Source organism: Staphylococcus sp. GW821-FHT11H10, from assembly GCF_058807855.1.
Window position 1 is genome coordinate 1 of record NZ_JBXARC010000023.1, and the last position, 20,574, is coordinate 20,574.

The following is a 20,574-nucleotide window of genomic DNA, read 5'->3' on the forward strand; positions in this document are numbered from 1 at the left end:
AAAGACAATTTCTATATTATTTCAATAGAAATTGTCTTTTTTTCACTTATCCAAGAACTTTATGTCCCGGACTCTTTTTTATTTAATAAGAAGATACGTTAGAAAATAAGTAACTATAATTATTACTAAACATGCTAACGTACAATCTTGTTAAATATAACTACATAAAAGGGTGTCAAATGTATAAACTCAATATAGTTAATAATATTTTTTATAAAATCTATAAATATTCTGACATCTTACTGTAATTTATCGCCATAGTTATGTAAAATAAAATGTATATCTATTGAAAAGGAAGTTGATCTCGAATGTGGAAAGAAAAAGTTCAAGAATATGAAGGTCAAATTATCGATGATTTGAAAGGTCTGCTTTCAATTGAGAGTGTCAGAGATGATTCAAAAGCATCTGATGAAACTCCAGTTGGTCCTGGACCACGACAAGCACTCGATTATATGTACGAAATTGCACAAAGAGATGGTTTTTCTACCCATGATGTAGATCACATTGCAGGCAGAATTGAAGCGGGCAAGGGTGACGATGTATTAGGCGTTTTATGCCACGTTGATGTTGTACCCGCCGGAGATGGTTGGGATTCAGACCCATTTAACCCAGTTGTAACTGATGATGCAATTATTGCTAGAGGTACGTTAGATGATAAAGGCCCTACAATAGCTGCTTATTATGCAGTTAAAATTTTAAATGACATGAAAGTTGATTGGAAGAAACGTATTCATATCATTATAGGTACGGATGAAGAATCCGATTGGAAATGTACTGAAAGATATTTCCAAACTGAAGAAATGCCTACATTAGGATTTGCACCGGATGCAGAATTTCCAGCTATTCATGGTGAAAAAGGTATAACAACTTTCGATTTAGTCCAAAATAGCACTTCTGAAGACCAAGATGAACCAGATTATGAATTAATATCGTTTGAATCTGGACAACGTTATAATATGGTGCCAGATCATGCACAAGCTAGAGTATTTGTAAAAGAAAATATGACAGACGTTGTACAACATTTTGAACACTACTTAGACCAACATAAATTACAAGGTGAGAGTGTTGTTGATAGTGGTGAGTTAGTTTTAACGCTTGAAGGTAAAGCTGTTCATGGTATGGACCCTTCATTAGGAGTTAATGCTGGTTTATATTTATTAGATTTCATATCAACATTAAATTTAAATCAAACGGCAAGAGAGTTTGTAGACTTTAGTAATCGTTATCTTCATGAATCACACTTTGGTGAGAAAATGGGTATGAAATTCCATACGGACGTCATGGGTGATGTAACAACAAATGTTGGTATAATTTCTTACGATAACAAACAAGGTGGACGTTTTGGCATAAACTTACGCTATCCTCAAAAATTTGAGTTTGAAGAAGCAATACAACGATTTACAAAAGAAATTAAAGCATATGGATTTGACCTTGAATTAGGAAAAGTTCAACAACCTCATTTTGTAGACAAAAATGATCCATTTGTACAAAAATTAGTTAAAGCTTATAGAAATCAAACTGGTGATATGTCTGAACCATATACAATAGGTGGGGGAACATATGCTAGAAATCTTGATAAAGGTGTAGCGTTTGGGGCTATGTTTGAAGATTCAGAGGATTTAATGCATCAAAAGAATGAGTATATTACTAAAAAACAATTGTTCAACGCGACAAGTATCTATTTAGAAGCAATTTATTCACTATGTGTGGAGGGATAATCTATGACAAAAGTTTTTATTAACGGCGAATTTATCGACCAAAATGAAGCTAAAGTATCTTATGAAGACCGTGGTTATGTATTTGGTGATGGAATTTATGAATACATTAGAGCATATGATGGGAAATTATTTACAGTAACAGAACACTTTGAACGATTTATTAGAAGTGCAAGTGAAATTCAATTAGATTTAGGCTATACTGTCGAAGAATTAATAGATGTAGTTAGAGAATTATTAAAGGTAAATAATATTCAAAATGGTGGTATCTATATTCAAGCTACGCGTGGTGTAGCACCAAGAAATCACTCGTTCCCAACTCCAGAAGTAAAGCCAGTTATTATGGCATTTGCTAAAAGTTATGACCGTCCATATGATGATTTAGAAAATGGTATTAATGCAGCTACTGTTGAAGATATTAGATGGTTACGTTGTGATATTAAAAGTTTAAACCTTCTAGGAAATGTACTTGCAAAGGAATATGCGGTTAAATACAATGCTGGTGAAGCAATTCAACATAGAGGGGAAACTGTTACAGAAGGCGCTTCTAGTAATGTATATGCGATTAAAGATGGTGCTATTTATACGCATCCCGTTAATAATTACATTTTAAATGGTATTACTCGTAAGGTTATTAAATGGATTTCTGAAGATGAAGATATTCCTTTTAAAGAAGAAACATTCACTGTTGAATTCTTAAAAAATGCTGATGAAGTCATTGTTTCTAGTACATCTGCTGAAGTGACACCAGTTGTTAAGATTGATGGTGAACAAGTTGGTGACGGTAAGGTAGGTCCTGTGACTCGTCAATTACAAGAAGGCTTTAATAAATATATTGAATCTAGAAGTAGTTAATTCATTAAAATAATTAATTGAAGAGCGTACTAATTCTTAAAAGATAGAATTTTAGTACGTTCTTTTTTATTTTTCAGTGTGAATAAATTAAATGAATTAAATTAAAAATACTCAGTTTAAAGATATGAAAATGTGTTATAATGAAACCTAAAGATTGAATCGAATTTTAGCAAGTATCGACTAGTAAAATGTATCTTTTTGTTTCTCATTTTCAGTTGAAAAAGAAGGCTAAAAATTATAAAATCAACATTGAGTGATAAAAGAGACGTATTTATTTAAATAAGTGTTAGGGGACAATAACATATTATTTAAAATTATGACTTATATGTAAAAACATAACTATTTTGAAATAAATAATCTATTTTCCAACAAATGATTATAATAAATTAGAATATATGGCTCTTGAAAACTATATTTCTCGAGCCATTTTCTAATTGAAAGTGAGGTGAACGAGTTGGAGCAGTTTTATCAATTAGGGTGGACACTTGATTCTGCAGGTGGCGCTTCAGGTGAAGCATACATGGCTGAACAAGATGGACAAAAGCTATTTTTAAAGCGTAATTCTAATCCATTTATAGCAGCGCTTTCAGCTGAGGGGATTGTACCTAAATTAGTTTGGACTAAACGTATTGAAACAGGTGAAGTAGTTACAGCACAACATTGGAAAAATGGCCGAGAATTAGAACCTGATGAAATGTATCAATCACGAGTTGCTGCATTATTAAAAAAGATTCATGGTTCAAAACCTTTACTCAATATGCTTAAACGAATGGAAATGGAACCAATCACACCTAATATTATGTTAAAAAAGATTAATGCTTCATTATCAAGAGAAGTATTAACACATCATATTATTCGTAAATCATTAACATATTTAGAAGAACACATACCTAACCTAGATTCTCGCTTTTTTACTGTTGTACACGGAGATGTGAATCATAATAATTGGTTATTATCTGATAGGGATGAGTTGTTCTTAGTAGATTGGGAAGGTGCAATGATTGCTGATCCTGCAATTGATATTGGAATGCTGCTTTATAACTACGTTCCCGAAAAAAACTGGTCAGACTGGTTTAAAACATACGGTGTAGAAGAGAACATTGAATTAAATAAGCGTATGAAATGGTATACGGTAATTCAATCAATCGGAATGGTTCAGTGGTATGAAGAACAGAAAAGATTTAAAGATATGAATAATTGGTTGAAATTCTTAAATGAGGTTATGAATAGTAATTTATTTATCTAAGGGAGATTTCGTGTATGAGAGTTCGCTATAAACCATGGGCGGAAGATTATTTAAAAGAACATCCTAATTTAGTTGATATGGATGGGGCGCATGCTGGAAAAATGTCAGAGTGGTTTGATAAAGAGCAACCGATTTATATAGAAATTGGATCTGGTATGGGGCAATTTATAACAACACTAGCTTCTAAATTCCCAGAAATAAATTTTGTTTCTATGGAACGTGAGAAAAGTGTAATGTATAAAGTGTTGGATAAAGTGAAGGAACTAAACCTGACAAATTTAAAAATGATATGTAATGACGCTATAGAATTAAATGAGTATTTTAATGATGGTGAAGTCTCTCGAATCTATTTAAATTTCTCAGATCCTTGGCCAAAGAAAAGGCATGCTAAACGTCGATTGACATATCATACTTTTTTAGCTTTATATCAACAAATTTTAAAAGAAGATGGAGAAATTCATTTTAAAACGGATAATAGAGGTTTGTTCGCTTTCAGTTTAGAAAGTATGTCGCAATATGGGATGTACTTTACGAAGTTAAATCTAAATCTACATGATGAAGATGATGAAGATAATATTTTGACAGAATATGAAAAGAAATTTTCTGAAAAAGGTTCTAGAATTTATCGTATGGAAGCAAAATTTCATAAATCTATTTAACATTAGTTAGTAAAGTTTCAATAGTAAGTATTATTGAAATAATGTATTACAAATATTAAATTAGTGATAGAAAAGTGAAGTTAACACCAATAAAATTTACTCAGTTCTAATCACCCTACAGGAGTGGTACAATGATTCATTATGAATGATGTGCCACTCCTGTTTATTTATTTTTAAAGTGGATATTGTATTGTAAGTTAGTTTGATATGTGAACACTTGATAGATAAAAAGACAAATGGAGGGTGTTTAATATGAAATTAGGCGCATTTAACATCAATTATTTAAATGGTGGTATAACACAAATGGATGGTGGGGCCATATTTGGAGTAGTTCCTAAACCATTATGGACTAAACGATATGCTGTTAATGAGAAAAACCAAGTTCCAAATTTAACTTATCCAATTTTAATTCAAACAGGGGATAAAAATATTTTAATTGATGCTGGAATTGGTAATCATAAATTAACTGATAAACAACTTAAAAATTATGGTGTCACGTATGAAAGTCAAATACATGATGAACTAGAAAAATTAAATTTAAATGTTGAAGATATAGATATGGTACTTATGTCCCACATGCATTTTGATCATGCAACTGGTCTAACAGATGTTGACGGCAACTCAATTTTTTCGAATGCTACTCATTTTGTGCAACAAGACGAGTGGCATGAATTTACAAGTCCTAACATCCGTAGTAAGGCAACTTATTGGGAAATCAATAGAGGTACTTATGAAAATAAATTAATACTTTTTGATAAAGAGGTTGAAGTCTATCCAGGCATTCATATGAAACATGTTGGTGGTCATAGTTATGGACAATCAATTATTACGATTGAAAGTGAAGGAGAGAGAGCTGTCCATATGTCTGATATATTGCCTACGAATGCACATATTAATCCGTTATGGGTTATGGCATATGACGATTATCCAATGCAATCCATTCGAGAAAAAGAAAGATTAATTCCATATTACATTTATCAAGATTATTGGTTCTTGTATTATCATGATAATGTATTCTTCGCGGCTCAATATGAACGTGATGGCAAAACAATTAAGCAGTCAATTAAGCGTTAATGATTGACTAGTGAAATGTTGGTTTTAGGATTGCTTTAATAATAGAAATTACATGTAAAAAAATGGTAAGAGGAGTGGGCATATTTTATTTCCCACTTCTCTTGCCTTTTACTTTATTATAATTCTACAATATTAATGATTTCTCCCGATTTAGCATCCGCATAAAATATATATTCAACTTGCTGATTATTCTTAATTTGAGTTATGCCACCTTGAAAGATTAATCTGTTTGGATATAAATTGTCATCGACATACGGCTCATGAAGAATAAATGAGCCTTTAACATTCATAAAGTAAGATTTGGCTTCTTTCAGAACATTACTAGGATTTTGGATTTTATTCTTTTCTCTAAGAAAATAAATAAATGTAATAGTAGCAATACTTGTAAGTAAAGCAACTGAAATTGAGATGTATTTGTAAGTTTGACGTGTCATAATCTTTACCTCTCTATTAATAGTTCTTATCATTAGTGTACCATATTCAAAATGATATAATACATTTAAGGAGTGTGTTAGTTAAGATGGACAAGAAAAAAACTTTAGAGCGAATTAAATCATTAACTGAATTACATGGTGCGCCTGGTTTTGAAGAAGACGTACGAAATTATATGAAAAAAGAAATGGCACCATATGTTGATGAATTTATTGTAAATCATATGGGTGGTTTCTATGGAGTCAAAAAATCTAAGAAAGCTAACGCCAAGAGGGTAATGATAGCTGCACATATGGATGAGATTGGATTTATGATTACAAATATTACAACAAATGGTATGTTACAGTTCACCAATCTTGGAGGAGTAGCAAATGATATATGGCAGGGTCAACGCCTTCAAGTTAAAAACAGAAAGGGAGATATAATTGTAGGGATTGTTTCTAATATACCTAAACACTTTAGAACTGGAAATGAAGCGGTACCTGAAATCAAAGATTTATTGTTAGATATAGGTGCAAGTTCTGATGAAGAAGTAAGGGAATTAGGTATTGAAATAGGAGATACAATAGTTCCAAATACTGAATTGACGCAGTTATCTGAATATCGATATAGTGCTAAAGCATGGGATAATCGATATGGTTGTGTCATTGCAATTGAAATACTAGAATTGTTGAGTGATGTAGAATTGGATGTCGATTTATATGTTGGTGCTAACGTCCAAGAAGAAGTAGGATTACGTGGTGCTAAGCCAGCTGCTGAATTAATTCAGCCTGATGTTGCTTTGGTTGTAGATTGTTCACCTGCGAATGATATTAAAGGTGTAAATCAATTATCAGGTGAATTAGGTGGTGGAACATTAATCCGTATTAAAGACGGTACTATGATTCTACAACCAGAATTTAGAGATTATCTAATTAAGTTAGCTGAAGACAATCATATAAATTATCAATACTACATATCTCCAGGCGGTACAGATGGTGGAGAAATACACAAAGCTAATATTGGTATTCCAACTGCAGTAATTGGTGTTTGTGCTAGATATATTCACAGTACGAATGCAGTTTTTGATATTAGAGATTACTATTCTGCTAGACAATTACTTGAACAAGTTATATTAAATTTAAATATAGAACAAATTAACAAATTACAATTCCAAGATTAAGGAGTAGATTAAAATGATAAAATTAGAATCTGAATCTCAATTTAATTCACTTAAGAAAGAAAACACAGTATTTGAATTTACAGCAGGATGGTGCCCTGACTGTCGTATCATCGAACCTGATTTACCACGTTTAGAAGAGAAGTATACTCATTTTAATTTTGTTTCAGTTGATAGAGATGAATTTATAGATTTAGCTATTGAAAATGATATTATGGGTATCCCAAGCTTTTTAGTGTATAAAAATGATGAATTAGTAGGTAGTTATATTGGAAAAGAACGAAAATCTATTGAACAAATTGATGAATTCTTGAGTAAATATGTTTAATTAAAAAGTAATTTGAAAAATAGTAGAATTTAAACTCTAACTTATTTTTTTGTAATTGACTACAAATTTATTGTAAAATAGCATAAGGTGCGAATATAGGAGTGTTAAACATGAATGTTTTTCAAATAAGAGATAAATTAAAACAACGTTTAGCGCATCTAAATGTTGATTTTAAATTTGATCGTGAAGAGGAAACATTACGTATATATAGACAAGACAATTATAAAGGTGTAACAATCAAATTAAACGCAATTGTCGCTAAATATGAAGTCCAAAAAGAGAAAATTATAGATGAAATTGTTTATTATGTCGAAGAAGCAATCGCTCAAATGGATGATGAAAGCATTGAAAAAATGACTAACATCCAGATTATGCCTGTCATACGTGCTACAAGCTTTGATAAAAAAACAAAAGAAGGTCATCGTTTTATCATTGAAAAGCATACAGCTGAAACCAATATTTATTACGCACTTGATTTAGGTAAATCTTACCGACTAATTGATGAAAGTATGTTGGAGTCACTTGGTTTAACTGAACAACAAGTTAAAGAAATGTCATTATTCAACATACGCAAACTCAAAAATGAATATAAAACAGATGAAGTTAAAGGAAACATTTTCTATTTTGTAAATTCAAATGATGGGTACGATGCTAGTCGTATCTTGAATACGAAATTTTTAGATGATATCTATCAACAGTGTGAAGGTGAAATGTTAGTAGCTGTTCCACATCAAGATGTCTTAGTTATTGCTGATATACGTAATAAAACTGGTTATGATGTAATGGCTCATTTGACAATGGAATTCTTCACTAAGGGATTAGTTCCAATTACATCATTATCATTTGGTTATGAAAAAGGACATTTTGAACCTATATTCATTTTGGGTAAAAATAATAAACAAAAGCGAGATCCAAATGTTATTCAACGATTAGAAGCAAATCGAAAAAGATTTAATAATAAGAAATAATTGATATAGAGGAGATTTTAAATGAATTTATTTTACAATAAAGATGGAGTAGGGGATGTAGCTTTTCTACAAATAGAACCTACTGATGGACCGTTTGAATATAAAAAACAAGGCGATATTGTTGAAATTAGTAAGGAAGGAACAATAGTCGGTTTTAATATATTTGAATTTTCAAGATATAACAAAATAAGTGGAAACGGACATATTAAATTAACTTCTGAACTAGTGGATGCTGTTCAGAAAGCCATAAATAAATCAGGATTAGACTATCAATTAAATGCAGATTTATCTCCTAAGTTTGTAGTTGGATATGTTGAAACTAAAGAAAAACATCCAGATGCTGATAAATTAAGTGTTTTAAAAGTAAATGTTGGTAATGAGCATTTACAAATCGTATGTGGTGCACCAAATGTTGAGGCAGGCCAAAAGGTGGTTGTCGCAAAAGTAGGAGCAGTAATGCCAAGTGGTATGGTTATTAAAGATGCTGAATTACGTGGTGTAGCTTCTAGTGGAATGATTTGTTCTATGAAAGAATTAAATTTACCAAACGCACCTCAAGAAAAAGGTATAATGGTATTAAGTAATGACTATGAAATTGGTCAAGCATTTTTCGATTAATATAGGAAGGAAGTGAATTTATGAGTTGGTTTGATGATTTATTTAGTAATAAAGAGAATTCTGATGAAGAATTGCTCAGACGCAAAAGTAAACGTCGTAATGGCGATCTAACTCAAAATAAAGATGATTCATTACTTCCTGAAAACAACGATATATATGATCGTCCAAGAGGTAAGTTTCGTTTCCCTATCGATGTGGGTCAAGACGAGAATTATGAAGAAGCAATTTATCGTGACAGTAATGATGATATTGGTAGTTATAGACCACATTCTAGTAATGACCATAGTTCATATGATTCATTTGATTACGAAGGTCATACAAATCAATCTAATAATTATGCTAAGTATGATAGTTCAGAAGATTCAAGAAGACGACGTAGAAGAAATCATATAAATCAAGATGATACTGGTATACCTTCTATTAAATCAAGAAGCCCTAAGTCATCAAATAAATATATTGATACACGTGAGTCACAACGCTTTAATAAACATCAAAACAATTACTCTAGTACCAATGTTTCAAATTATTCAAAAGCTAATTCAAATCACCAATCTAGAGTTAAGTTACAATCAGAGAGATTTAAATCAAACTATCATTTAAGTTCTGAACCTACATATCACCGTTCAAGTTTTAAAACATCGGAAGTACCATCTGCTATTTTTGGAACTAAAAAGCGTAGACCAATCGAAAACGGTGTAATACCACCTGTTAAAGATGATGAAGATTCAAAAGAGTCTATAACAAAATATAGTTCAAGCACAGTTGAACATGTTCCCCATGAAAGTAATCATGCTATAGCTGACAATTCAAATAAGGAAGATACTAAACGTTCCTCACAATTAGATTCATCAATTACCATTGAAAATGAATCAACTATAGAATCAAGTTCTAATACCTCTAATAATAATGAGCGTACTCCAAATTATTCAAAACGTGATAACACGGTGAATATTGAAAATATTTATGCTTCTCAGATTGTAGAGGAAATTAGAAAAGAAAGAGAGCGTAAAGTTCAACAAAAGCGTAAATTTAAAGAAGCCTTACAAAATAAACGACAACAAACTGATGAAGAAGATAGTATACAAAGAGCAATCGACGAAATGTATGCTAAGCAAGCAGAACAATATACTGGTGAAAGTTCACTTAATCAAGGTGACAATGTAAGCAACAAATCGAATGAAAGTGAAATCGATAAAAGCAAGCATAGTTATCATAGTAAGGACAAATCATTAGCTGATGAGCATAATAGGCTAGTTCAAAATCAAACTGATGAACAAACTAATAGTGATAATGTTGATAATCAAACAGAAGTTTCAAATGAATCTCTTGAACCCTACAATTATGAAGAAATTGATTTAAATCAAGTTTCAAGCGTCCAACAAGTTAGACAGGATGATGTACAAGTTAAAGATGTATTAGAAGAACAATCGTCAAAAATTAACAATAATAAAGTGGAAAGTTATTCAAATGAAAAATTTGATGACTACTTAGAGGACACCAATAGTCATGAAGAAATGCTTCATGATGATGATTTACATGAGCAAGTCATGGATGATGAAAATGAAGGTATTAGTAATAAAACAACTGATGAAAACAATGATGAAAAAATAGACGATGCTAATTATAGAGAGATTAATGAATCAGAATCACTTATGCAAGATAAAGCGAATGATTTAAAATTTAATGATGAAGTGAATAACTCTGAAAATCAACAAAATTCATCTGAAAATAATATCAATAATGCTGTTCGAAATGCTGTTTCTTCTGATATAGAATACGCAACTAATGAAGATGAAGAAAATGATGAAAGATTGGCACAAGATACGAATAAAGAAGATCAAAAGTTATCACAATCAGAAGATATACAACATGAATCTTTAAATAACGAAGATGTATCATTAACGTCTAATAAAACAGATGATTCAGAACATCTTGAAAAAGATAGTTTAAATGAAGATAAAAAAGCTGAACCATCATTTAATAAAACTAATAAAGCACCACAAAAAATGTCAATCAAGCCTGGTAGTAAACCATTTAATGTAGTAATGACACCTTCTGATAAGAAACGTGTAATGGATGCTAAAAAAAATTCAGTTTCAAGAAACAAAGTTAATGTGCCTGAATTAAAACCAGAAACAAAAAAAGAAGCACAAGATGAGAAAATGAATGCAGAATTCGACAATCATTTAAATGAGTCACAATTAAATTCTGACGAATCATCTGATTTTAATGTGGCATCACTTGAATACAATGAAAGTTCCGAACATTCGGTTGAAAAAGACAATATTATTAATGACGAAAACACAAGAGAAAATGAACATCAAGATGTTGATAATAGTCAAAACAATGATATGCCTAAAGGAAATCAATTTAGTAAAGTTCAAAATTCAAATAATCAAAATGATAATAAACATGATATTAATGAGTTTGTTTCTAAAGAGGGTTATTCCGAAGTTACTTCAACAAAGAATCATAAAGATGGAGATGACGCTAATCATAAGGCTCCTATAAGAAGAGGACCTAATATTAAGCTACCAAGCCTTGATCTATTAGAAGATCATGAAGAACATGAAATAGATGAATCATGGATTGAAGAAAAAAAACAAGAACTAAATGACGCTTTTTATTATTTTAATGTACCTGCTGAAGTTCAAAATGTTACAGAAGGACCAAGTGTAACTCGTTTTGAATTGGCGGTAGAAAAGGGTGTCAAAGTTTCAAGAATTACAGCTTTACAAGATGATATTAAAATGGCTCTAGCTGCTAAGGATATTCGAATTGAAGCACCAATTCCTGGAACAAGTTTAGTTGGTATTGAAGTACCGAATTTAAATCCTACGAAAGTCAATTTAAAATCTATTTTAGAGAGTCCAAAATTTAAAAATGCCGAGTCTAAATTAACAGTAGCAATGGGTAATCGAATCAATAATGAACCATTATTGATGGACATAGCTAAAACACCTCACGCATTAATTGCAGGGGCGACTGGTTCAGGTAAATCTGTGTGTATCAATAGTATTTTAATGTCATTACTTTACAAAAATCATCCTGAAGAATTAAGATTATTACTTATTGACCCTAAAATGGTAGAACTTGCACCATATAACGATTTACCACATTTAGTTTCACCAGTTATTACTGATGTAAAGGCAGCTACACAAAGTTTAAAATGGGCAGTAGATGAAATGGAAAAACGTTACAAATTATTTGCGCAATTCCACGTAAGAAATATTACTGCTTTCAATAAAAAAGCACCATATGAGCAAAGAATGCCAAAAATTGTTATTGTAATTGATGAGTTAGCTGATTTAATGATGATGGCACCTCAAGAAGTAGAACAATCAATTGCTCGAATAGCTCAAAAGGCTCGTGCATGCGGAATACACATGTTAGTTGCAACACAACGACCTTCTGTCAATGTCATTACTGGTTTAATAAAATCTAACATACCTACACGTATTGCATTTATGGTATCTTCAAGCGTTGACTCAAGAACGATTTTAGATAGTGGCGGTGCAGAACGCTTGTTAGGATATGGGGATATGCTTTATTTAGGTAGCGGAATGAATAAACCAATTCGTGTCCAAGGTACTTTTGTTTCGGATGATGAAATTGATGATGTAGTTGATTTCATTAAAGATCAAAGAGAACCTGACTATTTATTCGAAGAAAAGGAATTACTTAAAAAGAATCAAACACAAGCTCAAGATGAATTATTTGATGATGTGTGTGAATTTATGGTTAAAGAAGGACATATATCTACTTCATTAATTCAAAGACATTTCCAAATTGGTTATAACCGTGCAGCTCGAATTGTAGATCAACTTGAACAATTAGATTATATTTCAGGTGCAAACGGTTCTAAACCTAGAGATGTATTTATAACTGAAGCAGACTTAAAGAAAGAATAATTTAAAGGAGTTTTATGTATATGACGCATTATCATTTTGTTGGTATTAAAGGCGCTGGAATGAGTTCATTAGCACAGATCATGCATGATCTTGGTCATGAGGTGCAAGGGTCTGATATTGAAAAATATGTATTTACCGAAGTAGCATTGAAAAATAAAGGAATTAAAATACTACCATTTAATGCAGATAATATTAAAGAAGGGATGGTAGTAATACAAGGTAATGCGTTTCCAGATACTCATGAAGAAATTGTTAAAGCGCATGATTTAAAATTAGATGTTATTCGCTATCATGACTTCTTAGGTCATGTAATTGATCAATATACATCAGTTGCAGTTACAGGTGCTCACGGAAAAACGTCAACAACTGGTTTATTATCACATGTTATGAATGGTGATAAAAAAACGTCATTCTTGATTGGTGATGGAACTGGTATGGGATTACCTGCGAGCGATTATTTTGCATTTGAAGCATGTGAATATCGTCGACATTTCCTAAGTTATCATCCAGATTATGCAATTATGACAAATATTGACTTCGATCATCCTGATTACTTCAAAGATATTGATGATGTAGCAAGTGCTTTCCAAAGCATGGCGCACAATGTCAAAAAAGCAATTATTGCTTGGGGTGATGATGATCATCTAAGACAACTTAAAGCTGATGTTCCAATTTATTACTATGGATTAAATAAAAATGATGATATTTACGCAGATAACATTCAAATCACGGATAAAGGCACTCAATTTGATGTTTATGTTAATGGTGAATATTATGATCAATTTTTATCACCTCAGTACGGTGATCATAATATCCAAAATGCATTAGCTGTTATCGCAATTAGTTACCTAGAAAAGATGGACGTTAACAACATTAAAGAGGCATTAGAAACATTTGGTGGTGTAAAACGTCGCTTTAATGAAACAAATGTTGCTAATCAAGTATTAGTAGACGATTATGCTCACCATCCAAGAGAAATTAGTGCTACAATTGAAACAGCACGTAAAAAATATCCAAATAAAGATATTGTGGCAGTTTTCCAACCACATACTTTCTCAAGAACACAAGCCTTCTTAGATGAATTTGCAACATCATTAAGTAAAGCGGACCATGTTTATTTATGTGAAATATTTGGTTCCATTCGTGAAAATACTGGCGATTTAACGATTCAAGATTTGATAAATCGTATTGACGGATCTGCGCTTATCGAAGAAAATAATATTGACGTATTAGATCAATTTGATAATGCAGTCATCTTATTCATGGGTGCTGGTGACATTCAAAAGTTACAACGTGCATATGAAGAACATGTCGGCATGACAAATGAATTTTAATATGTTTATATATAATTATGTTGGGTATTTATAATTAATAGCTTTTATTTAAAAGTAAATGGTAATTAGGAGGCGTTTTTAATGGATTGGATTTTACCAATTGCTGGAATTATCGCTGCGATTGCATTTTTAGTATTATGTATTGGAATCGTTGTTGTTTTAATTTCAGTTAAAAAGAATTTAGATCACGTTGCTAAAACACTTGATGGTGTTGAAGGCCAAGTTCAAGGTATTACTCGTGAAACAACTGATTTACTTCACAAAGCTAATCGCTTAACTGAAGATATTCAAGGAAAAGTTGAACGTTTAAACTCTGTTGTCGATGGTGTTAAAGGCATCGGTGATTCAGTACAAAACTTAAATGGTTCAGTTGATCGTGTAACTAACTCAATTACACATAATATTTCTCAAAATGAAGATAAAATTTCTCAAGTAGTTCAATGGTCAAATGTTGCAATGGAAATTGCTGACAAATGGCAAAATAGACACTACCGTAGAGGAAGTGCAAACTACAGAAACACATCTGTAGGTAATGATGCAAATCATTCTAACGAAAATTACACTACTAACGTTGAGAAAAACTTTTAATATGATTCAATCAAATGCACTTAAATGAGGTTTTTACTTATTTAAGTGCTTTTCTTATAGGAGGAGTTAATATGAGCAAGAAATATAATCGCGACGCATTTGAAACTACAAATTCTGGTAATGATTTACATGGAAAAGGTGCTAATCAACAAGACAACACATCACAATCAAATGCGACAAAGCATTATGACAGAGATTCATTTGCAACATCTAATACAGGTAGTGATTTGCATGGACAAGGTGCTAATCAACAAGATAGTGCAGCACAATCAAATGCGACAAAACATTACAACAGAGATGAATTTGAAAAAAATAATTTTGGTCATGATTTACATGATAATGGACCAAACCAAAAAAATGGTAAATCTAGACAAGGTTTAAATACAGAACATTATAATAGAGACGAGTTTGTGACTAACAACACTGGTAAAGATTTACACGGTCAAGGTGAAAATCAAAATTCTAATAATTATGATGTTTCAAATTCTCAATATAGTCACAACAAGTTCAGTTCTCATCCTTCACGTAAGGACTTTGTAATTAGTTTTATTACAGGTGCTTTAATCGGTTCAGCTGTAGGTTTATTTTATAAAAATAAAGCTGAAGAAAAAATTGATGGTGCGAAGACTAAAGAAAAAGAATTGAGAAATCGTTACCAAAATATTAAGCAACAAACTGAAAGTAACATCGAAAATGTTAAGCAAAAAATTGATGACTTTAAAAACAGAGACAATTCAGAAGTTAGCAATGATGAACTTGTAGCTCAACAAAATGCAATCAAAGCTGAAACGTCGAATAATTTAGCAGATCAATCACCACAAGCGCAAGAAATACAAGAAGCTAAAGCTGAAGCTAAAAAAGATTCAAAATCGAAAGAAATTAGTGCTACAGAATTAGCTGCACAACAAAATGCAATCAAAGCTGAAACGTCAGATGATTTATCAGACCAATCACCACAAGCACAAGAAATACAAGAAGCTAAAGCTGATGAAATTCAGAATTTAAGAAATAATGAAGATAATAGTGCTGAAGAAATTGTAGCTCAACAAAACGCAATTAAAGCTGAAACGTCAGATGATTTATCAGACAAGTCACCACAAGCGATAGAAATACAAGAAGCTAAAGCTGAAACAGAGAAAGAAGAAGAAAATGAACCTAAAGAGGTTAAGGTTAGTGCAACTGAATTAACAGCACAACAAAATGCAGTAAAAGTTGAATCATCAAATAATAATTTATCAGATTCTTCAATTAAGGATAATGCAAGCCATAATAAACATGTTACTGCGAAAAATCTAGCATCAGCTGCTAAAACAAAAAAAAGTAAATTAGATAATGACTTAAACGTAGCCAATAAAACAAAAACTTTATTAGAAGAGCCTTCTGTTGCTAAATCAATTGGTAATAAAACTGTACCTAATTTAGTAACAAAAAATAATAATACTTTTAACAATGATGAAGATCAAGTTAAAAATAATCAAGCTCACGCTACTTCTAAATTTGAAAATGGTGTTATCACACACGATACAAAATCAAACAATGAAAAATCAACAGGGAATAGTAAGCAATCACAAAACGAACCAAAAGCTAAAAATAAAACACCTAAACAACAACAAAGAGCTGAAAAAGCTAAAAGTAAAATAGATAAACGTACTTTTAATGATTAATGATACTTTAACTTATTGATTAAGTTAATATTCATTCATTATATGGAGTGGATTCAGAAATCTATATATATTAGATTTTTGATTCGCTCCATTTTTTATATCGAAAACGATTAATTAAACATTTCACAATAATAATTAGATAATTCATAAATTTTAGAAAATTTTTGGACTTCTAAGGTTGAACTATTATTTTTAAATTGTTAGAATATTATCTAACTAATATTATTTTATCGCTTTAAAGTAATATAATTGATTAAGTAACTTTTATTGAGGTGAGTAGTAATGTCAACGAAATTAGAACAATACAGAGAAGAAATTGTTTCGATTAATAATCAAATTTTAGAATTATTATCTAAACGTGGAGAGTTAGCTCAAAAGATTGGTGAAGAAAAAATAAAACAAGGCACAAAAGTTTATGATCCACAGCGCGAAAAGGAAATGATTAATGAATTAATGGATCGTAACCAAGGACCTTTTAATGATAATGTTATTAAGCAATTATTCAAAGAAATCTTCAAAGCGTCAACTGACTTGCAAAAATCTGAGAATGAAAAACATCTATATGTATCACGTAAATTAAAACCTGAAGATACAATTGTTAAATTTGACAACGGTGGCATTATTGGCGATGGGAATAAATCATTTGTATTCGGTCCTTGTTCGGTAGAATCTCAAGAACAGGTGGATGCAGTTGCAAAAGATTTGCAAGCTAGGGGAGAAAAATTTATTCGTGGTGGCGCATTTAAACCTCGTACATCACCTTATGATTTCCAAGGTTTAGGCATTGAAGGACTTAAAATTTTAAAAAATGTTAAAGATAAATTCGGTCTAAATGTTGTTAGTGAAATTGTAAATCCTGCTGATTTTGAAGTTGCTGATGAATACCTAGATGTATTTCAAATTGGCGCGCGTAACATGCAAAACTTTGAATTACTGAAAGAAGCTGGCAGAACCAATAAACCTATCCTATTAAAAAGAGGATTGTCTGCCACTATTGAGGAATTTACTTTTGCAGCTGAATATATTGCATCACAAGGGAATAAAAATATTATCCTGTGTGAAAGAGGCATCCGTACTTATGAAAAAGCAACACGTAATACTCTAGATATATCTGCTGTTCCAATTTTAAAACAAGGAACGCATTTACCTGTAATGGTAGATGTAACGCATAGCACAGGACGCAAAGATATTATGTTACCAACTGCAAAAGCTGCTTTAGCTGTTGGTGCAGATGGTGTAATGGCAGAAGTTCATCCAGACCCATCTGTTGCACTAAGTGATAGTGGTCAACAAATGGATTTAAATGAATTTGATCAATTTTACAATGAATTAAAACCATTAGCTGAATTATATAATTCAAAAAAATTAAAATAATAAGTTCACCTAATAAGATAATTGATATACATGAGCTATTCGTTTTACTGAATTATAAGTATGTTTTATAATACTTATTCTGGTAATAATGAATAGCTCTTTAAATTGTCAAACTTTAGCTATTCAATTTATTAATCAACGATTTCATTTTTATTTAATAATATGACAAATCACTCTTTTGTAATTAAAATAATATAAAATATGACATAAATGTGAAATTATTAACAATAGGTTTGAATGAAAGCGATTTTGTGGTAAACTTTGAAAATGAAATGAAAACACGTTATAATAACAAATAAAACGCTTACAAGGAGGAAATTATGACAGTAACTATTTATGATGTTGCTAGAGAGGCCCGAGTATCTATGGCAACCGTTTCACGAGTAGTGAATGGTAATCAAAATGTTAAACCTGAAACTAGAAAAAAAGTTAATGAAGTAATCAAAAGATTAAATTATCGACCAAACGCTGTTGCAAGAGGACTAGCTAGTAAACGAACAACAACAGTAGGCGTTATCATTCCTGACATATCCAATATCTATTATTCTCAATTAGCTCGTGGTATTGAGGATATAGCAACAATGTACAAATATCATTCTATAATTTCTAACTCAGATAATGATTCTGAAAAAGAAAAAGAAATATTTAATAATTTATTAAGTAAACAAGTAGATGGTATTATCTTTTTAGGTGGAACGATTTCTGATGAAATTAAAGATTTAATTAATCAATCATCTGTTCCAGTCGTTGTATCAGGTACGAATGGAAAAGATGACAATATCGCTTCCGTTAATATCGATTTCAAAACTGCAGCAATGGAAATTACTGAGCAACTAATTCAATCAGGTGCTAAAGAATTTGCATTAGTAAGCGGTGATTACTCTAAAAAAGCTCAAGAAGATGTATTTAATGGTCTTAAAGAAGTAGTGGATTGTCATCAATTAAAATTAAATGAAACTGTGCAATTCTCTGGATCTGAAAGTTATAAAGACGGCATTAAAGTATTCGAGGATTTGAAAGGGAATTTACCTGATGCCATTTTATCAATAAGTGATGAACAGGCAATAGGTATTATGCATAGTGCATTAGATGCTGGTATTAGAGTACCAGAAGATTTACAAATTGTTAGCTTCAACAATACACGATTAGTAGAGATGGTAAGACCAAAACTATCTAGTGTTATTCAACCATTATATGATATCGGTGCTGTAGGTATGCGTTTATTAACAAAATATATGAACGAAGAAGAAATTGAAGAACCTAATGTTATTTTACCTCACCGTATTGAATACAGAGGTACAACCAAAGACTAGTAGTAAAAAAATAATTTATTATTAATAGTTACAATTTCAACACATATTAACTGACTAACAGAGAAGGTATGTTATAAACTTTTAAGTTATAGTTGTTTTAAGGGAGCGGTATGATGATTTTAAAATTAAATCATCATACCGCTCCCTTAGTGTGTATACCAATGAACGATTCTACTTGCTCGTTCGTTGTTTTTCTGTGAGATTTCATATGTTCTGGGTATTGTTTGATAGTCGCGATAATCTTCTGTCCAATGTTTAGGTAGGTTTACTGGTGAGTACGCACGCCATTTTTTAATCCATTGTTCTGGTAAAGGACCTTCTTGAATAGGTTTATTAATTAATGCTAAAAATATATGACTCCACGCTCTTGGGACTACTTGCCAAATATTATAACCTCCACCACCAAACATTAAAACTTTTCCATCTGTAAATTTGTGCGCTAATTTATTAATTATATACGGAATTTCGTATAAAGTTTCTAATGAACAACTCATGTGTGTTAAAGGATCTAAGTAATGAATATCCACACCATGTACACTAAGTAGGATATCAGGTTTATAAGCCTCAATAACACTTGTCACGGATTCTTCAAAGACTTTTAAATAATTATCATGTTCAGTATAAGGTTCTAACGGTAAATTTACTGTATAACCATAACCCAAATCTTCGCCACGTTCAGTGTAATGTCCTGAACCTGGAAATAAAAATTTACCTGTTTCATGGATGGAATAACACATGATCGTATTATCAGTATAAAGGCTCCATTGAGTCCCATCACCGTGATGCCCATCAGTATCAATGACCATCACACGCTGGTTATATTTAGTAGCAAGATATTTTGCTGTAATGGCAACATCATTATAAATGCAAAATCCATTGGCACGTCCGGGTAAACTATGATGTAATCCGCCACCTAAGTGACAACCATTTAATATATTTTCATTCATTATTTCATCTGCCAAATTAAGTGCACCGCCAACAATCCTTGCGCTATGTCTGTGCATATGTCGAAATTGGAATGTATCATCTGTATTTAATCCATATTTATTAGCCTCCGATGGACTTAAAATTCCATGAGACGCATGTTTAATTGCTTGTATATAATCATATTTATGAATTAAAGCCAATTCCTCTTCAGTGGCTATTCTAGGATAAATAATTTGATCATCCTTCAACAATTTCATCATTTGGAGTAATTCTGTAGTTAATTTTAATCGCATTTGATTAAAAGGGTGGTTATCATTAAAACGATATTTTAATAGTTCATCTGAATAGACATAACCCGTTCTTAAATTATTTTGCATAAATATCATACCCCTTAAATTTTTAACAGAAA

At 31.3% G+C, this 20,574-nt stretch carries 17 protein-coding genes; 15 read left to right on the forward strand and 2 right to left on the reverse strand.

Going from position 1 to position 20,574, the window contains the following annotated elements; all coding sequences use genetic code 11:
* Window positions 1-308 precede the first annotated feature (308 nt).
* The 5 genes from AC1RRU_RS10455 to AC1RRU_RS10475 all read left to right on the forward strand — a co-directional run bounded on the left by AC1RRU_RS10455 (window position 309) and on the right by AC1RRU_RS10475 (window position 5,549).
* Window positions 309-1,718: a Cys-Gly-3M3SH dipeptidase gene (locus tag AC1RRU_RS10455; protein WP_011275472.1), complete on the forward strand. Its 1,410-nt coding sequence runs from the start codon at window positions 309-311 to the stop codon at window positions 1,716-1,718.
* 3 nt (window positions 1,719-1,721) lie between these two features.
* Window positions 1,722-2,570 (forward strand): D-amino-acid transaminase, encoded by an 849-nt coding sequence (gene dat, locus AC1RRU_RS10460; protein ID WP_011275473.1) that lies wholly within the window; start codon window positions 1,722-1,724, stop codon window positions 2,568-2,570.
* A 454-nt stretch (window positions 2,571-3,024) separates the two neighbouring features.
* Window positions 3,025-3,816 (forward strand): phosphotransferase family protein, encoded by a 792-nt coding sequence (locus tag AC1RRU_RS10465; RefSeq protein ID WP_016930811.1) that lies wholly within the window; start codon window positions 3,025-3,027, stop codon window positions 3,814-3,816.
* A gap of 14 nt (window positions 3,817-3,830) precedes the next feature.
* Window positions 3,831-4,475: a tRNA (guanosine(46)-N7)-methyltransferase TrmB gene (gene trmB, locus AC1RRU_RS10470; RefSeq protein WP_016930812.1), complete on the forward strand. Its 645-nt coding sequence runs from the start codon at window positions 3,831-3,833 to the stop codon at window positions 4,473-4,475.
* A 252-nt stretch (window positions 4,476-4,727) separates the two neighbouring features.
* Window positions 4,728-5,549, forward strand: a complete 822-nt coding sequence (locus AC1RRU_RS10475; RefSeq protein ID WP_011275476.1) for a YtnP family quorum-quenching lactonase — start codon at window positions 4,728-4,730, stop codon at window positions 5,547-5,549.
* Between the two features lie 116 nt (window positions 5,550-5,665).
* Here the strand turns inward: AC1RRU_RS10475 and AC1RRU_RS10480 are convergent, their stop codons facing one another.
* Window positions 5,666-5,986: a hypothetical protein gene (locus AC1RRU_RS10480; protein WP_029376628.1), complete on the reverse strand. Its 321-nt coding sequence runs from the start codon at window positions 5,984-5,986 to the stop codon at window positions 5,666-5,668.
* Window positions 5,987-6,069: 83 nt separating this feature from the next.
* Between AC1RRU_RS10480 and AC1RRU_RS10485 the strand changes: the two genes are divergently transcribed.
* The 10 genes from AC1RRU_RS10485 (at window position 6,070) to ccpA (ending at window position 19,238) form a co-directional block, all read left to right on the forward strand.
* Window positions 6,070-7,143 carry a M42 family metallopeptidase gene (locus AC1RRU_RS10485; RefSeq protein ID WP_029376629.1) on the forward strand — a complete coding sequence of 358 codons (1,074 nt, stop codon included), beginning with the start codon at window positions 6,070-6,072 and terminating at the stop codon, window positions 7,141-7,143.
* Window positions 7,144-7,156: 13 nt separating this feature from the next.
* Window positions 7,157-7,468: a thioredoxin family protein gene (locus AC1RRU_RS10490; RefSeq protein ID WP_053023169.1), complete on the forward strand. Its 312-nt coding sequence runs from the start codon at window positions 7,157-7,159 to the stop codon at window positions 7,466-7,468.
* A 110-nt stretch (window positions 7,469-7,578) separates the two neighbouring features.
* On the forward strand, window positions 7,579-8,436 hold the full coding sequence (locus AC1RRU_RS10495; RefSeq protein WP_033080129.1) for a DUF1444 domain-containing protein: 858 nt from the start codon (window positions 7,579-7,581) through the stop codon (window positions 8,434-8,436).
* Between the two features lie 21 nt (window positions 8,437-8,457).
* Entirely contained in the window at window positions 8,458-9,054 is a 597-nt protein-coding gene (gene ytpR, locus AC1RRU_RS10500; RefSeq protein WP_016930816.1) for a YtpR family tRNA-binding protein, read from the forward strand.
* Window positions 9,055-9,074: 20 nt separating this feature from the next.
* The gene (locus tag AC1RRU_RS10505) at window positions 9,075-12,965 is read left to right on the forward strand and encodes a DNA translocase FtsK (protein ID WP_493196587.1); all 3,891 of its coding nucleotides are present in this window, start codon (window positions 9,075-9,077) and stop codon (window positions 12,963-12,965) included.
* 20 nt (window positions 12,966-12,985) lie between these two features.
* Entirely contained in the window at window positions 12,986-14,299 is a 1,314-nt protein-coding gene (murC, locus tag AC1RRU_RS10510) for a UDP-N-acetylmuramate--L-alanine ligase (protein ID WP_011275483.1), read from the forward strand.
* 81 nt (window positions 14,300-14,380) lie between these two features.
* The gene (locus AC1RRU_RS10515) at window positions 14,381-14,887 is read left to right on the forward strand and encodes a DUF948 domain-containing protein (RefSeq protein ID WP_011275484.1); all 507 of its coding nucleotides are present in this window, start codon (window positions 14,381-14,383) and stop codon (window positions 14,885-14,887) included.
* 71 nt (window positions 14,888-14,958) lie between these two features.
* On the forward strand, window positions 14,959-16,551 hold the full coding sequence (locus AC1RRU_RS10520) for a YtxH domain-containing protein (protein ID WP_011275485.1): 1,593 nt from the start codon (window positions 14,959-14,961) through the stop codon (window positions 16,549-16,551).
* 282 nt (window positions 16,552-16,833) lie between these two features.
* Window positions 16,834-17,925, forward strand: coding sequence for a bifunctional 3-deoxy-7-phosphoheptulonate synthase/chorismate mutase (locus AC1RRU_RS10525; protein WP_011275486.1), 1,092 nt, complete (start codon window positions 16,834-16,836; stop codon window positions 17,923-17,925).
* Between the two features lie 320 nt (window positions 17,926-18,245).
* Window positions 18,246-19,238: a catabolite control protein A gene (gene ccpA / locus AC1RRU_RS10530; RefSeq protein ID WP_016930820.1), complete on the forward strand. Its 993-nt coding sequence runs from the start codon at window positions 18,246-18,248 to the stop codon at window positions 19,236-19,238.
* 146 nt (window positions 19,239-19,384) lie between these two features.
* Here ccpA and AC1RRU_RS10535 read toward each other — a convergent pair whose 3' ends face one another.
* Window positions 19,385-20,542: an acetoin utilization protein AcuC gene (locus AC1RRU_RS10535; RefSeq protein ID WP_016930821.1), complete on the reverse strand. Its 1,158-nt coding sequence runs from the start codon at window positions 20,540-20,542 to the stop codon at window positions 19,385-19,387.
* Between the last annotated feature and the right edge of the window lie 32 nt (window positions 20,543-20,574).